Annotated in this window: 7 protein-coding genes and 4 pseudogenes; all 11 read right to left on the bottom strand. The window is 55.4% G+C overall.

Annotated features, from left to right (window positions below; genetic code table 11):
* Positions 1-89: 89 nt before the first annotated feature.
* A pseudogene (locus KVG85_RS25955) lies at positions 90-2,216 on the bottom strand (RHS repeat-associated core domain-containing protein); the annotation flags it as partial.
* Positions 2,217-2,281: 65 nt separating this feature from the next.
* Positions 2,282-2,626, bottom strand: a complete 345-nt coding sequence (locus KVG85_RS10190; protein ID WP_217863762.1) for a hypothetical protein — start codon at positions 2,624-2,626, stop codon at positions 2,282-2,284.
* A gap of 424 nt (positions 2,627-3,050) precedes the next feature.
* Positions 3,051-3,393, bottom strand: a pseudogene (locus KVG85_RS26285) (RHS repeat-associated core domain-containing protein); the annotation flags it as partial.
* A 22-nt stretch (positions 3,394-3,415) separates the two neighbouring features.
* The gene (locus KVG85_RS10180; protein WP_039759068.1) at positions 3,416-3,748 is read right to left on the bottom strand and encodes a hypothetical protein; all 333 of its coding nucleotides are present in this window, start codon (positions 3,746-3,748) and stop codon (positions 3,416-3,418) included.
* Positions 3,749-3,751: 3 nt separating this feature from the next.
* Positions 3,752-5,215: pseudogene (locus tag KVG85_RS10175) on the bottom strand (RHS repeat domain-containing protein); the annotation flags it as partial.
* 453 nt (positions 5,216-5,668) lie between these two features.
* Positions 5,669-7,338, bottom strand: a pseudogene (locus KVG85_RS10170) (RHS repeat domain-containing protein); the annotation flags it as partial.
* 22 nt (positions 7,339-7,360) lie between these two features.
* Positions 7,361-7,663 (bottom strand): hypothetical protein, encoded by a 303-nt coding sequence (locus tag KVG85_RS10165; protein ID WP_217863761.1) that lies wholly within the window; start codon positions 7,661-7,663, stop codon positions 7,361-7,363.
* A gap of 3 nt (positions 7,664-7,666) precedes the next feature.
* Positions 7,667-12,322 (bottom strand): RHS repeat-associated core domain-containing protein, encoded by a 4,656-nt coding sequence (locus KVG85_RS10160; RefSeq protein ID WP_217863760.1) that lies wholly within the window; start codon positions 12,320-12,322, stop codon positions 7,667-7,669.
* Positions 12,322-13,059, bottom strand: a complete 738-nt coding sequence (locus KVG85_RS10155; RefSeq protein WP_217863759.1) for a DUF4123 domain-containing protein — start codon at positions 13,057-13,059, stop codon at positions 12,322-12,324. The genes KVG85_RS10160 and KVG85_RS10155 overlap by 1 nt, the downstream gene beginning before the upstream one ends.
* A complete protein-coding gene (locus KVG85_RS10150) occupies positions 13,049-15,091 on the bottom strand; it encodes a type VI secretion system Vgr family protein (RefSeq protein ID WP_217863758.1) in 2,043 nt (680 codons plus the stop codon). Before KVG85_RS10150 ends, KVG85_RS10155 begins: the two co-directional genes overlap by 11 nt.
* Positions 15,092-15,226: 135 nt before the next feature.
* On the bottom strand, positions 15,227-15,742 hold the full coding sequence (locus tag KVG85_RS10145) for an Hcp family type VI secretion system effector (RefSeq protein ID WP_007949952.1): 516 nt from the start codon (positions 15,740-15,742) through the stop codon (positions 15,227-15,229).
* Between the last annotated feature and the right edge of the window lie 198 nt (positions 15,743-15,940).

Here is a 15,940-nt window from a genome sequence, read left to right as displayed (position 1 = left end):
CCAGTCCACATCCGGTGGAAGCGGTTCTTTGGTATCGACCTTTGCATTTCCAGTCGTTGTCGTTGGACTTCCTTTTCCATCTCCATCTGGCGGGCACCCGTTCAGCCCCAACGGATCCACCCACCCCGTAGGGTTCGTCACGTACTGGTAGCTATTCAACCCACCCGCAAGCTTGATCGGATCGGGCGTCAAAAACCGTCCAGTTCCCGGATTGTAGTAGCGGTGACGGTTGTAATGTAAGCCTGTCTCCGCGTCGAAATACTGACCTTGGAAGCGCAGCGGATTATCGATTTCGCTGACATCCAGCGCAGCGAGGTTGCCGTACGCTCGGTACCTCGCGGACCACATGATTTCGCCGCTGTAGTCGGTGAGCTCTTGCGGAGTGCCGAGGTGGTCGAGTTGGTAGTAGAAGGGAGCCGCTTTTAATGGGCCTTCGCCGTCGAGCATGGCCAACGGGCGGAAGCTGCCCGGTTCGTAGATATAGCTGCGATAACGATTTTCTGCGCTTTCGGCGATCAATCGCTCGCCTTGCCATAGAAATTCAGTGGTATGGCCGTCGACGGTTTTCTCGATGCGGCGGCCAAAGGCGTCGTATTTGTAGCTTGCGGTGCTGCCACCCGGCAGGCTGACGCCGATCAGGCGGTGTTGGCAGTCGTAGCGGTATTCGGTGACGAGCTTTTGGCCGTTGCCGCGACTTTCGCGGATCAGATTTCCGTGGGCGTCATAGTCGTAGTGGCGGTCGCCTTGCATCAGCAGGCGATTGCCTTTGACGTTGGCGAGGTTCGCCGCAGGCAGTTCATTTTGGCTGAGCAGGTTGCCTGCGGGGTCGTGAGCGAAGCTCTCAGGCATTGCACCGCGTACGCTGATCAGGCGATCCAGCGGGTCGTAGTGATAGCTGCGGTTGCCTTTGCGACTGTCCTCGTTGCCGGCGAGATTGCCGTTGGCATCGTAGTTGTAGCGACGCTGGAACAGGTGTTTGTCCCGTTGGCTGACGCTGTGGGCCTGTAGTCGGCCCTGTTCATCGTATTGGTATTGGCTAAGCAGCAAGCCTTGTTGGCGCTGTTGCTCGCGGCCTGCATTGAATTGGTGGCTGGTCAGGCGTGAGCCATTGAGGTCGATGCTGCTCAGGCGTCCACCGGACAAATGACGGTAATCGAGCGTGCAGCCATCGGGCAGACGGCAGTGGCTGAGCTGACCGACTTTGTCGTAAGCGTAACGCGTGGTGCCCCAGCCCTGATGTTCGGTGATCAAGCGATCTTGCACGTCGTATTCATAAGCGAGCGGCCAATGGCCGTCGTCGACGTTTACCAGGCGACCGAGTGCGTCGTAGCTGTAATGAATCTCTTCGCCATCGGGCAGCGTCTTGACCAGCAAACGGCCTGCGGCATCGCGCTGGTATTCGGTAACCAGTTCGCTACCGTCGTCGCCGAACTCGGTTTTCTTCAGCAGTTGGCCGTTCAGGTCGTACTCGTACGCGGTGCGGCGGCCGTCGAAGCCGGTTTCCTGCTGGATCAGGCCGTTCGGGTAGTAATCTAGTTGGTAGCGTTCGCCGCGCTCGTTTTCGATCTCGGTGAGGTTGAGTTGCGAATTGTCGTAGCGGTAGCGCAGTTGGCTGCCGTCGGGATTGATGCGGCGGCTGACGAGGTGCAGGTTGTCGGCGTATTCGTAGCGGGTGATACGGCCGAGCTCGTCGCGTTCGGCAGTGACGCGGCTATACGGGTTGTAGGTAAACGCACGTGTGGCGCCGCCGGGCAGGGTGACCTGAGTGAGGCGGTCGACGGCATCCCATTGGTATTGGGTGATCGCTCCGAATTCATCCTGGCGAGTGATTTGCCGGCCGAGCGCATCTTAGCGGTATTTTCGTTGCCCGCCGTCTGGCAGGCGCTTTTCCAACAACTGGCCGAGGTTGTTCCAGCCCAGTTGATGACGACTGCCGTCGGAGTGACGGATCTCCAGCAAGCGTCCCTTACGGTCATAGCTGTAGAAGGTCTCGTTGCCGTCAGGATCGGTTTGTTGGGTAATATCGCCTTGGCGGTTGCGTTCGTATTTCCAGCGGGCCTTGCCGCGCTACACATCAATAAGTTAACCGTTGAAGTAGTTGTAACGCGTCGGAACACCCTCAGGAGGGATCCATCCGGATCGACCTTGGCGACGAGTCGAGCCTTGTCATCGTGGGTGTAGACTTCTTCGCTGCCATCGGCATTGTTTACTGGGACGACAAATGGGGACAGACTTATTTCAGTGCTTAAAAAATAAATTTGCCTCCATTTTTCTAAGTTTTTTACACTTCCAACATAAAGGATTCGATTTTCTCGATAAATTCAAGTTTGCTCTTGGTTCTGAATTCTCCAAGGAAAATTTCTGAATTTTTTATCGGTTTCCCTTTATGGTCATATTCAATTGTTAGAAAGTCAATTACAAAATACCCTTCGGGATCACCTTCCGGCTCCACTCTAGAATCAAAACAGTGCCCAGTGCTTCGGCGGACTCCACCAATCAAAACCGAGCTGGAGAACCATTCACTTGTATCAGGTGTAAGCTCGACTTCAAATAGGTTGTTGATTGTTATCGTCCCACCGCTTGGCACGCGTATAGGGTGAAGCTTGTGCTCTAGTTTTGGTCTCATTTCACATTGCCCATATATTTTTTTACCTGTTCAGGGGCGGCTGGAAACTATGGATGACAGGCTCGCCGGCTTTGCATAGCTCTATCCTGACCCAGTTTGTCAGTTCTCCATTGTTGTAGCCGACTGGAGTTTCTGATCTATAGAACATATATCTTGAGCCGCCGTGATCAAATACATTTCCATCGCGCACTGCTGAGTACGCTGCTTGTTTCTCAAATCCGCTCACATTATTAGCGATATCGGGAAGATAGGAGGCCTCAGGTTTTCCGTCTCTGGTGCCTTGGCCTAGACTTAGCGATTTCGCTTGTTCTGCCGATTGTGCATTTGTGTGCTTTGTCGCATGCCTACCTTCTGGACGTTTCGCATCATAAATATCTGTTCGTAGATCTTTACGCGTTTGGTACTCGCTTGTATCAATCTTTTTCGGGCAATTAGTGCTGTTCAGCCCCAACGGATCCACCCACCCCGTAGGGTTAGGCACGTACTGGTAGCTATTCAACCCACCCGCAAGCTTGATCGGATCCGGCGTCAAGAACCGTCCAGTTCCCGGATTGTAGTAGCGGTGGCGGTTGTAATGTAAGCCTGTCTCGGCGTCGAAATACTGCCCTTGAAAACGCAGCGGATTATCGATTTCGCTGACATCCAGCGCTGCGAGGTTGTCGTAGGCGCGGTACTTCGCCGACTACATTATTCGCTATTGTAGTCGAGAAGTTCCTGCGGCGTGCTAGGTAGCCGAGCTTGTTGTGGAACGACGTAGCTTTAATTGGCTTTCACCGTCAAGTATGAGGATTAGAAGTAAAAAAACATACCTGTATCGTATTTCATCGCCATTTCGTTGAGATGTATGATCTTCCTTAGTGTGTCGGAATTTGTAGTGGCGAATAATTTTTGAAATATCTTGAGAGCTGATTCTAATTCGGTTTGTCCTTGTATGCTTTCGTCTTCATATTCATCGATGAGTTTGCTCAGCGTCGAGTTTATTTCCTCAAGTACCCCCGTTTTTGAAAGGGCTAGAAATTCTTCTTCTGAGACTGATAGCTCTTCTAAGTCGCCGGGTATGCATTCATCCAAGTCCAAGCGATGCATTGCATCTCTAGATAAGGGTACTGAAATTGTTTTCATTTTTTATGGTTCCTTGTTGAAGTGCGTGACTTCGTTATATTCGCTTTGTGTTCTTCCGGCTTGCTTACCGTTTGGAAGCGTTTTATTGCTCGGAATAATTCCTTCAAGGTTTAAATACTTACGCTTTCCAGGCAAGGAAGGATCATAAATTCTGAAATAATTTCCGTTCATGTCTTCAACCACTTCTATCCCGTTTTGGGGGTTTTTATATATTCTTTTGCCCTTGTCCGTAGTGCTGACTATTGGATTGCTTCCAGCGAATTTTTCAACGGCACTGTTTAAGTTTGCTTTAGGCCAATTCGCGGAATATAGAGCCGCGCGGGCAGCTCCCCCTGTTTCGGGCGCTTTTTGGTCGCCTTCATCTACTTTTGGTTTTATAGCGGAATCATCAGCGCCGATGCTAGGCGTACAGTTTTCGCCTCCAGGACAAGTATTCAACCCTAAAGGATCCACCCACCCCGTAGGGTTAGGCACGTACTGGTAGCTGTTCAACCCACCCGCAAGCTTGATCGGATCCGGCGTCAAGAACCGTCCAGTTCCCGGATTGTAGTAGCGGTGGCGGTTGTAATGTAACCCCGTTTCTGCGTCGAAATACTGACCCTGGAAGCGCAGCGGGTTATCGATTTCGCTGACGTCCAGCGCGGCGAGGTTGCCATAGGCGCGGTACTTCGCCGACCACATGATTTCGCCGCTGTAGTCGGTCAGTTCTTGCGGGGTCCCTAGGTGGTCGAGTTGGTAGTAGAACGGCGCCGCTTTTAGAGGGCCTTCGCCGTCGAGCATGGCCAACGGGCGGAAGGTGCCCGGTTCGTAAATGTAGCTGCGGTAGCGGTTCTCAGCGCTTTCGGCGATCAGGCGTTCGCCTTGCCAGAGGAATTCAGTGGTGTGGCCGTCGACGGTTTTCTCGATGCGGCGGCCAAAGGCGTCGTATTTGTAGGTTGCGGTGCTGCCGCCTGGGAGGCTGACGCCGATCAAGCGGTGTTGGCAATCGTAGCGGTATTCGGTGACGAGCCTTTGGCCGGTGCCGCGACGTTCGCGGATCAGGTTGCCGTAGGCGTGGTAGTCGTAGTGGCGGTCGCCTTGCATCAGCAGGCGATTACCTTATACGTCGGCGAGGTTGGCTGCGGGCAGGTCATTCTGGCCGAGGAGGTTGCCTGCCGGGTCATGGGCGAAGCTCTCCGGCATAGCGCCGCGTACGCTGATCAGCCGATCCAGTGGATCGTAGTGAAAGCTGCGGCTGCCTTTGCGGCTGTCGTTAATACCGGCGAGGTTGCCGTTGGCGTCGTAGTTGTAGCGACGCTGGAACAGGTATTTGTCCCGCTGACTGACGCTGTGAGCATGCAGTTGTACTTGTTCATCGTATTGGTATTGGCTGAGCAGCAAGCCTTGTTGGCGTTGTTGCTCGCGACCGGCGCTGAACTGTTGGCTGGTCAGGCGCGAGCCGTTGAGGTCGCCGCTGCTGAGTTGCCCGCGATAGGCAGTCACCGATCAAAATCCAAAAGCAGTCTAGATTTAATTCAATGCCGCCCATCGATCATTATTAAAGCGGGTATTCGCACCGCCATGGAGGTGTGAATGATTCTGAGTCTATTCCTAGTTTTCCTAGGGTTGTATAGATCTCCTCTTCAGAATTCATTGTGTGTAGGTCGGAAATGTTGATGTCGCGATCGTCAATGCCATCGTTTGTATCGATTATCTCGCTAGGTATAGTGAATATTATTAATGCATATTTTGAATTTTTTGATTTGTGAATAAATTCATAATATTGATATGGGTCGTTCGAAAATTTGTACTTGTAAATTGCATATATTGAGGCCCATCTTCGTAGCAATGGGTCTTCTGAGGGGAGTTCCTGTGCAATGTTGTCGTAGCTCGCTCCGTCGAGTCCATGCCATACACTCCGAGGAATTTTCTTTTGTTCTGTCATTTTTGACCTGCAAATGAGTTTGGCCAGTAGATTCGAATTACTTTTCCGTCTTTAGGGTGCAGTTGTAAAAGTGGCATGGCAGCATGTGGGTCGGTAGGGCTGTGATTGGCCATGTAAACCTTCCGAGTTTCAATATCAGACACTGGAGTGTCATCCCAGTGGTAATAGGATTCTTTTCCTTGAGGTGTTTGGAAGTAATCCTTCGCTGTTACGGAGTTAAATTCTTCAGCATTTCTATATCCTTGCCCTACATATTTTTCTCTAAACAATTCTTCAGCTTCCGCTCGACTGTTTACCGTAACGTCCTTAGCGCCTTGGTCAAGTTGTGCAGAGGCTCTTTTGACGCTAGGACTTGACCAGTCCACATCCGGTGGAAGCGGTTCTTTGGTATCGACCTTTGCATTTCCAGTCGTTGTCGTTGGACTTCCTTTTCCATCTCCATCTGGCGGGCACCCGTTCAGCCCCAACGGATCCACCCACCCCGTAGGGTTCGTCACGTACTGGTAGCTATTCAACCCACCCGCAAGCTTGATCGGATCGGGCGTCAAAAACCGTCCAGTTCCCGGATTGTAGTAGCGGTGACGGTTGTAATATAAGCCTGTCTCGGCGTCGAAATACTGACCTTGGAAGCGCAGTGGATTATCGATTTCGCTGACATCCAGTGCCGCGAGGTTGCCGTAGGCACGGTACTTCGCCGACCACATGATTTCGCCGCTGTAGTCGGTCAGTTCCTGCGGCGTGCCGAGGTGGTCGAGTTGGTAGTAGAAGGGTGCCGCTCTAAGCGGGCCCTCTCCATCGAGCATGGCCAACGGGCGGAAGCTGCCCGGTTCGTAGATGTAGCTGCGATAGCGATTTTCTGCGCTTTCGGCGATCAGGCGTTCGCCTTGCCAGAGGAATTCAGTGGTGTGGCCGTCGACAGTTTTCTCGATGCGGCGGCCGAAGGCATCGTATTTGTAGGATGCGGTGCTGCCGCCTGGCAGGCTGACGCCGATCAGGCGGTGTTGGCAGTCGTAGCGGTACTCAGTGACAAGCTTCTGGCCGGTGCCGCGACTTTCGCGGATCAGATTTCCGTGGGCGTCATAGTCGTAGTGGCGGTCGCCTTGCATCAGCAGGCGATTGCCTTTGACGTTGGCGAGGTTCGCCGCAGGCAGTTCATTTTGGCTGAGCAGGTTGCCTGCGGGGTCGTGAGCGAAGCTCTCAGGCATTGCACCGCGTACGCTGATCAGGCGATCCAGCGGGTCGTAGTGATAGCTGCGGTTGCCTTTGCGACTGTCCTCGTTGCCGGCGAGATTGCCGTTGGCATCGTAGTTGTAGCGACGCTGGAACAGGTGTTTGTCCCGTTGGCTGACGCTGTGGGCCTGTAGTCGGCCCTGTTCATCGTATTGGTATTGGCTAAGCAGCAAGCCTTGTTGGCGCTGTTGCTCGCGGCCTGCATTGAATTGGTGGCTGGTCAGGCGTGAGCCATTGAGGTCGATGCTGCTCAGGCGTCCACCGGACAAATGACGGTAATCGAGCGTGCAGCCATCCGGCAGACGGCAGTGGCTAAGTTGGCCGACGCTGTCGTATTCGTAGCGCAAGGAGCCCCAGACTTGGTGTTCCTCGATGAGTTGGTCTGCAAGTCATATTTATAGGCGAAAGGCTAACGACCGTCGTCGACGCTGGCTAGTCAACGCGCGCTCGTCGATCCATTAAATTTTTACTTTATTCAATGTATGATCTAACGCTTTTTCAAGATCGGCCCAGGTTTTGGCCGTTTCGGTGTATATAGGCGATGCCCAATTTTGATTTGCGATTAATGAGATTCTGAAGGCGCCTTGTTCACTGAATTCGGGATACCAACCAATGTCTATTGTTTGCTCGTGCGGGAGTAGCGCTTGCAAAAGATCCTCCCTTAATTCATCTGTAATGAGCGAAATATCCGATCCGACTAGGCTGGATATTTCGTCAAAAGTTATCTTGCCACCAAGTTTTTTTATGTTTTCAAGATTCATAAATCATTTCTTCTTTTTCGTTAGTTTTCTAAACGATTCTTCTGATATTGGATGCCCATGTATTGTGTTTGCACTTAACTCCACTCTCATGTACTGAGTTTCTTTTCCGTCATTGGCGCCTATGGTTTTTCCCATGTCAATTACTTTCCATGGTTTTCCGTTGTTAACATCTTGACCATTTGCAAACGCGTGCCGTTCTAACGCTTCAATGTCCGTGCCGGGTAGATATTTAGCTGCACCTCCATTAGCGGTCGATTTTACAACAGATGGCCAAGGAGCCTTAGGCGCCACATGTTTATTGCCATGATTTGTCCATTGAACGTCGGGAGGAGGCGGGGCTCCATCGCTTACCCTGGCTTTTCCTTCAGGTATTTCAGCGCCTTGCCCCGGAACGCATTTATCTCCGCCTGGACAAGTATTCAACCCTAGGGGATCCACCCACCCCGTAGGGTTAGGCACGTACTGGTAGCTATTCAACCCACCCGCAAGCTTGATCGGATCCGGCGTCAAGAACCGGCCAGTCCTCGGATTGTAGTAGCGGTGGCGGTTGTAATGTAACCCTGTCTCGGCGTCGAAATACTGCCCTTGAAAACGCAGCGGATTATCGATTTCGCTCACATCCAGCGCCGCGAGGTTGCCGTAGGCGCGGTATTTCGCCGACCACATGATCTCGCCGCTGTAGTCGGTTAGTTCCTGCGGCGTTCCGAGGTGGTCGAGTTGGTAGTAGAAGGGTGCCGCTCTAAGCGGGCCCTCTCCATCAAGCATGGCCAAAGGGCGGAAACTGCCCGGTTCGTAGATGTAGCTGCGATAGCGGTTCTCTGCGCTTTCAGCGATGAGGCGCTCGCCTTGCCAGAGGAATTCAATGGTGTGGCCGTCGACGGTTTTCTCGATGCGGCGGCCGAAGGCATCGTATTTGTAGGATGCTGTGCTGCCGCCTGGCAGGCTGACGCCGATCAGGCGGTGCTGACAGTCGTAATTGTATTCAGTGACGAGCTTTTGGCCGGTGCCACGGCGTTCGCGGATCAGGTTGCCGTAGGCGTCGTAATCGTAATGGCGGTCGCCTTGCATCAGCAGGCGGTTGCCTTTGACGTTGGCGAGGTTCGCCGCAGGTAGTTCATTTTGTCCGAGGAGGTTGCCTGCCGGGTCATGGGCGAAGCTCTCAGGCATGGCGCCGCGGACGCTGATCAGGCGATCCAGCGGGTCGTAGTGATAGCTGCGATTGCCTTTGCGGCTGTCGTCGATGCCGGCGAGGTTGCCGTTGGCGTCGTATTGGTAGCGGCGCTGGAACAGGTGTTTGTCCCGCTGGCTCACGCTGTGCGCTTGCAGGCGGCCCTGTTCATCGTATTGGTATTGGCTGAGCAGCAACCCTTGTTGGCGTTGTTGTTCGCGACCAGCGCTGAATTGGTGGCTGGTCAGCCGCGAGCCGTTGAGGTCGATGCTGCTGAGTTGCCCGCCAGGTTGGTAGCGGTAATCGAGTTTGCTGCCATCGGGCAAACGGCAGTACTTGAGCTGGCCAACGCAGTCGTATTCGTAGCGCAGAGTGCCCCAGCCCTGGTGTTCTTCGATGAGTCGGTCTTGCAAATCGTATTTATAGGCGAGCGGCCAATGGCCGTCATCGACATTGACAAGGCGACCGAGCGCATCGTAGCTGTAATGAATCTCGTCACCATCGGGCAGCGTCTTGACCAGCAAGCGGCCTGCGGCATCACGCTGGTATTCGGTGACCAGTTCACTACCGTCGTCACCGAACTCGGTTTTCTTCAGCAGTTGGCCGTTGAGGTCGTACTCGTATGCGGTGCGGCGGCCGTCGAAACCGGTTTCTTGTTGAATCAGACCGTTGGCGTAGTAATCAAGGTGGTAGTGCTCGCCGCGCTCGTTTTCGATTTCAGTGAGCAGCAGGCGCGAGTTGTCGTAGCGATAGCGCAGTTGGCTGCCGTCGGGGTTGATGCGGCGGCTGACGAGGTGCAGGTTGTCAGCGTATTCGTAGCGGGTGATACGGCCGAGCTCGTCGCGTTCGGCGGTGACTCGACCGTATGCGTTGTATGTAAATGCCCGTGTTGCTCCACCGGGCAAAGTAATTTGTGCCAGGCGATTCGCGGCATCCCATTGGAAGTGCGTGATGGCACCGTTTTCGTCCTGACGTGTGATCTGCCGGCCGAGTGCGTCGTAACGGTATTTGCGCTGACTACCACCAGGCAGGCGCTCTTCCAGTAGCTGGCCGAGACTATTCCAGCCCAACTGGTGCCGGCTGCCATCGGGCAGGCCGATTTCCTGCAAACGCCCCCGACGGTCATAGCTGTAGTAGGTGGTGTTGCCGTCCGGATCTGTCTGCTGGGTGATATCGCCTTGATTATTGCGCTGATATTTCCAGACTGCTTTACCGCGAACGACCTTACTTACGAACCCACGGCTATATTCATAGCCCGTTGGTTCGTCTTCTGGAGGTATGACCGCGACCAGATGCCCTGATTCGTTGTATCGGTATTCGGTGATAGCTCCGAGCGGATTTTGCTCTGCAACCAAGCGTCCCTTATCGTCATATGCTTTGAGATTTTCGGCTCCGTCCGGATCAATTTGAGCAACCAGTCGGGCCTGGTCGTCGTGGGTGTATATCTCTTCGCTACCGTCTGCGTTCGTGACAGTAACGCTTCCTTTATCATCCCAAACATAGCGAGTATCCATCTGCGAGAAGTTCGCCCAGTGATGAATACAGCGTGCAGATTTGCCCTCTTTTTCCCATTCCCAATAGAACCTGGCACCTCCGGCTAAACGGCGCTCGAGAATGACGTTTTGATCGTTATAGGCGTAACGCTCGGCTTCTCCGGCGGCGTTTTTCGCTTCAATCAAGCGATGTTGCGAATCGTAGGCATAACTGATGATCGTCTGGACAGTGGTCCATACATCTTCCAGATTGTCTGCGGGTGTGAACTGTTGATAGTCGACTGCCACAATGTGTTTACGGTCGTAGCGCAACAGCAGGGCACGACCGGCACCATTGTCGATACGTTTGATCCGACCGTGAATATCGCGCGTGACATGAAGGCGGTTGTCGTATTTGTCACTGATGGCTATCAGTGTTGCGCCTTTGCAATCGTAGCGGAAGTGATAGAACTGAGCATGCTCGCCAGCCTGAGTGAGAATAAGTTCTGAAGGATCGTCCCCGATGAAGATGGCTGCTTCCGAGAGGCTATTGGTTATCGCCGGGCGTTGGATGCTTGGAAGTGGGAAGGTGATCACCCGGTTTTCATGATCAGTCCATACCACTTCATCGGCGTTGATTTCTATCCGTTGGGCTAACGCGTGGCTCCAGCCAAAACCCAGCCCACAATCGATTTCCGCTGCGCTGGTCCGATAGAGACGAGTCCAGCTAAAGGGTGCAGGCCCTCCGAGCTCTCCATCGGTCAGCGTCAGTAGCTCTTCGCCAGTGACCATGGAGACCGGGCAGCCGTTAGTGCAAGTGTTCTTTGCGCAAGTTGCGCTTTTTTCATCTGGGGTCTTGGATTGTGCAGGGGCATCGTGCCGGGTTTTCGGGGTTTCGACGGTGGTCACACGCTTCCCATCAAAACGCAACTCGGAAATCCCGTTCCTGACCTTCGCCGTCACCCCTCGGGCCGCCACTGCGGTGTACTTGGCGACATACTCCATAAAGCCGTTGATGATCTTGAACACCGACTTCACGAAGCCGATCACGGCCTTGATGACAAGCTCTCCGTACTTCTTCAGTCGGGCCGCAAGGTAGATGACGCCGGTACCTTCGGCCGCGATGGTCAATACCACGCCGATCACGATGTCGATCGCAATGCCTACGACAATGGCCGTGGTCATCTTCGCTACATCGCCCGCCATCTTCATCGGCGGCAAGCCCGCCAGCCAGATCACCGCACTGCGCACCAGCAAAAACAAAGCCGCTTCGTCACTGGCCAGCAACATGGCCTTTTTCATGATGTCCGGCGAGCTTTTGGCGACTTTGATCAGCTCGTCTGCGCCAGCGCCGAGATCTTTCGCAAATTTTCCTGGGTCCTGGAGGATATCGAGCACGAGACTGATACCGTCCCATACACCCTTGATCGCTTCCCAGCCACCTTCAAGAATGCCGTTGCCGATGGCCATGGCTGTGCCGGAGGTTGAAAGATTCGACCATTGCGGTTTGAAGCCGGCCCATTCCTTGCGCAGGAAACCTTCGAGCTCCGCAGTCACGCCGCTGTAAGAACTGAAGAGGGCGTCGATCTGCGCCGGGGTCACTTCGTTATGGACGCGAATCGTGTAGAACTTGCCGGGCACACCGCCGGTCCATGCGGCTTTGCCTTGGGCGTCGAGTTTGACCTTGCTGACAGCACCACCGTCCACGGCCACGATTTCGACTTCGATATCGCCGACGGGAATGTCGTAAACCGATTCGAATTTGCTCTCGATCAGCAACGGACCTTTGAGCGGACATTGAGCCACGTTCGAGGTGAAGTTACCGTCGGTCATGCTCACCGTTTTACTGGTGTTGCCCGCCTTGATGACACGCTCCATGCCCAACAAGGACGGCATGTCCGCGGCACGGCTACCCTTGTCGAGAGCCTGTGCGTACCAGGTTTTTGTTTGTTCCTGATACAGCTTCAGACTGTCCTTGAAGGTGTTCAGTTGGTTGTCAACAAAGGCAACGCGATCCATCAGCCTTGCTCCAGAATCAGGTGGTTTATCAATGCTTCTTTAAGATTTTGCGGCGCATCCGGGCGGCGCACGAAGCGGGTGATTTTCAGCTTCAGATTGTTCTCGGGCCATGCGGTGTAGAGGTCCGGGCGGTCTTCTTCCAGCCACTGCATCAGGTTGCTGACCAGCGTCGCCGGATTGTCCTTGCTCAACCCCTCCAACAACCCCTTCGGCACCTCCCACCACGGCCAGTCCCGCACCTTCGGCACCACCCTCGACCCCACCTCCAGCGCCTGACCATTAATCAGATACCGCTCAAACACCGGCAGCACTTCTCCAGCCTTCTCCCCAAGCCCCCGCAGAATCGGATAAATATGCCGCCCATCCCAAAACCGGAAAAACACCTCGGTGCCATCCGGCATTTTCACCTGCGTCAGGCTGCGTAAATGTTCAAACACTTCGTTCGGCTCTGAACGCGACACCCCCAGCCAGCCCCAGTCGAGGGCGTCGGTTTCGGCGATCCAGGGCAGGAAAGCGGAGTTGGCTTTGAGTTCGGTGAGGTAGGGCATCACCGGTTGCCAGGTGGAGTAGGGCGTGCCGCCCCAGATCGGGATGAGTTGGGCAGTGGGTTCGGTGAGGTATAGGGTTTTCAGGGCGTCGGCATCGCTGGCCGCGCTGACGATCAGGTACAGGCGCTCGCCGCTTTGCAGCGGCTGTTGCGCCAGCCAGTCCTTGGGGGTGATTCGTTCAGATGGCACAGGCACCTGCCTTGCATTTTTCGCATTCTTCGCAGAACGGCGCGTTACGTTTGAGGGTGTTGATCTGTGCCGGGGTCAGGACCTGGCCGGCCTTGTCGGCGTCGGCCTGTTTGAGGATGCCGGGCATCAATGGCGCGGCGCCCGTGCCAACGCCGGGGCTGCCACCGGAGTTCATGTTGATCACCGGCCCGCTCATGGTTACGCCGCCGGCATCGATCTTGAGGAAGCTGCCGCCGCCGACCAGCGTGAGTTCGGCGCCGGCTTCCATCACCACTTTCATGCCGCTGCTCAGGTGGATTTCCTGGCCGGCGTCGATGAACTGGCCGGTGCCGATCTTGATGTGCTGGTTGACGCCCACGGTGAGATGATCGTTAGCGCGCGCCTCGACTTTGCGGTCGGCGTAGACGGTGTGGTGTTCTTCGGCCTTGAATTCGCTGTAGCTGTTTTGCTCGACGGTGTCGTGGCGTTCGTTGCCGACGCGGATTTTCTGGTCGTGCTCGATATTTTCGTCCCAGTCGCGCTGGGCGTGCAGGTAGATCTGTTCCTGACCTTTTTTGTCTTCGATGCGCAGTTCGTTGTAGCCGCCACCGCCCATGGAGCTCAGGGTCTTGAAGGTGCTGCGGGTCTTGTTCGCCGGCAGTGGATAGGGGACGGTGTTTTCCTTGTGGTACAGGCAGCCGCTGATCAGCGGTTGATCAGTATCGCCTTCAAGGAAGGTGACCAGCACTTCCATGCCGATGCGCGGGATGGCGATGCCGCCGTACTGGGCGCCGGCCCAGGCGCTGGAGACGCGCAGCCAGCAGCTGGTCTTGTCGTCGGCCTGGCCTTCGCGGTCCCAGTGGAACTGGACTTTGACGCGGCCGTATTCGTCGCAGTGGATTTCTTCGCCTTTCGGGCCGGTGACCACCGCGCTCTGGCTGCCGAGGATGCGCGGTTTCGGGTGGCGCAGCGGTGGCCGGTTCGGCACGTCCCATGGCGTGGCCTGGAAGCGGTTGCGGTAGCCCTGGTGGAAATCGTCTTTCAGCGCGGTGGTGTCGCTGGTCACCGACTCTTCGAGCACTTGCGGCTGTTTGCCTTCGTGCAGGACTTCGGTGAGCAGCCAGAGGTCGTTCCACTTGGCTTTCGGGTGTTCGGTCAGGGCGAGGAAATGGCCGCTGACCAGCAGTGGCTGATCACTCTTGCCTTCGGCCAATTGGAAGTCGCTGCGATGGCGTTCGAGGGCGCGGTTGGCCAGGTGCTTGCCGCGCTCGCGGTCGATGAAACGGCCCGGGTAATCGTAGTCTTCGAGGTCGGGCAGGGCGTCGCCACGGTTTTCGCTTTCCAGGGTCAGGCGCGGTTTTTCGAAGTCGTAGTCGCGGCGGGTGGTGCGGCTGGTGCGGGTTTCCAGGCGCAGGTCGAAACGCTTGATCACCGGGTTGCTGGCGACCATGCCGGAGTCTTGCTGATAGGGCACAGGCTTGAGTTTCGGGAACACCGTCTGGTCGTCGCCGAACACCAACTTGTGCGCGTTGGCGCTGTGCTGGAAGTGGAAGTGAATGCCTTCTTCCTCGCACAGGCGCTGGATGAAGTGCAGATCCGACTCGTCGTATTGCACGCAGTAGATGCGCTCGGGATAGATCGAGCCGGTCTTGAATTCGTAGGCGTTGCCTTGGATGCCGTGCTCTTCCAGCACTTGGCCGATGATTTTCGGCACGCTGAGGTTCTGGAAGATGCGCTGGTTGATGCGGTGCGCCAAGTACGCCAGTTGCGGGCGCAAGGTCACCGAATAACGGGTCAGGCGCTTGCCGGAATCGCCTTGCGCGGCGCGGTAGATCTGGCCATGGATGCCGCTGCCGTCAGGCGACAGCTGCAGAAAGGCTGGTTTGTGCAGCAGGGTTTCGAGGTCCAGCGACGGCTGCTCACTGACCAGCTCCACCTCAAAGACAAAAGGCTGGCTGATGGCTTCCCGGCCGGTGAGGGTAAACACCTGAAAGTCGGCGGAAAGCCCTTCGATGGTCAGGGCAAAGTGGGTTTCATTGGCCGGCGCGAACATCCCTTGTTCCTCGTGCTGTACAGCGGCGCCCGTCGACGGCCGCAAAAAAAGCGGCTCAACGTACGCGAAATTCTGGAGGGGCGTAAACAACATCGACCAGCAGAGCTGGCCGATGCGTGTAACGGTCAGCCGTAATTAAACGACTGGAGCACGCCAGTCATCGGAACCCGAAGTACCGGATACTTCGTGGGTCCAGGTGATTTTGCGGTAGGTGAACTGCACTTCTTCCAGGTGGGTGAAGTGCGCGTTGCCTGGATCCTGGCAGTTGTGCATTTTGTTGTTGATGGCGACGATGATCGCGTCTTCCAGTTTGGTGGTGTAGTAGTGCTCTTGGGTGCCTTGAGCCGAAGTGCGGTACCACTGGATAACGATTTCGCTCATGCGCTCGCCGGAAGTCAGAGCTGCTTGCAGCAGTGGCGACGCCTTGTCGTAGACCTTGGTGATCACAACTGGCTTGTGAACGCGCTGACCTGTTGGCTGACCGGATTGCGGGTCACGCGGGATGATCACGTCGTGGGTGAAAGCCTGAACCATGACCTGGTCTTCGTGGCCTTCCTGGTAGGTGTTGCCAACGGAGTCGGCGGTGAAAGCGCCGGCAGTGATCAGGCCTTGTTTTTCGCCGGTAACCGACATGTACGCTGGTGTTGCCATGGGGTGCTCTCCTTGCGGATAAAGTTAGGGTGCCCGGAGGCGAAATCGCCCGGTGGGTGACTGAGTGTTATCAAGGAGCGTGCCAGGTTTTGCGCGGTGCCCGGACGGCGGGGGCGCCACGTTGGTTGGTGACCATTCGGGGCGAGTTTCAGCGGAAAAGTCGGGAGAAAGTGCGCAAGAAGTTGCGCAGTACTGCGC

The organism is Pseudomonas triticicola, assembly GCF_019145375.1.
GTDB classification, from domain to species: domain Bacteria; phylum Pseudomonadota; class Gammaproteobacteria; order Pseudomonadales; family Pseudomonadaceae; genus Aquipseudomonas; species Aquipseudomonas triticicola.
This window is presented reverse-complemented; position numbering and strand designations above follow the sequence as displayed.

Bases quoted from the DNA above. Each gene is read 5' to 3' on its own strand.
- KVG85_RS10160 (WP_217863760.1), bottom strand. From the start codon at position 12,322: ATGGATCGCGTTGCCTTTGTTGACAACCAACTGAACACCTTCAAGGAC.
- KVG85_RS10165 (WP_217863761.1), bottom strand. From the start codon at position 7,663: ATGAATCTTGAAAACATAAAAAAACTTGGTGGCAAGATAACTTTTGAC.
- KVG85_RS10180 (WP_039759068.1), bottom strand. From the start codon at position 3,748: ATGAAAACAATTTCAGTACCCTTATCTAGAGATGCAATGCATCGCTTG.
- KVG85_RS10145 (WP_007949952.1), bottom strand. From the start codon at position 15,742: ATGGCAACACCAGCGTACATGTCGGTTACCGGCGAAAAACAAGGCCTG.
- KVG85_RS10150 (WP_217863758.1), bottom strand. From the start codon at position 15,091: ATGTTCGCGCCGGCCAATGAAACCCACTTTGCCCTGACCATCGAAGGG.
- KVG85_RS10190 (WP_217863762.1), bottom strand. From the start codon at position 2,626: ATGAGACCAAAACTAGAGCACAAGCTTCACCCTATACGCGTGCCAAGC.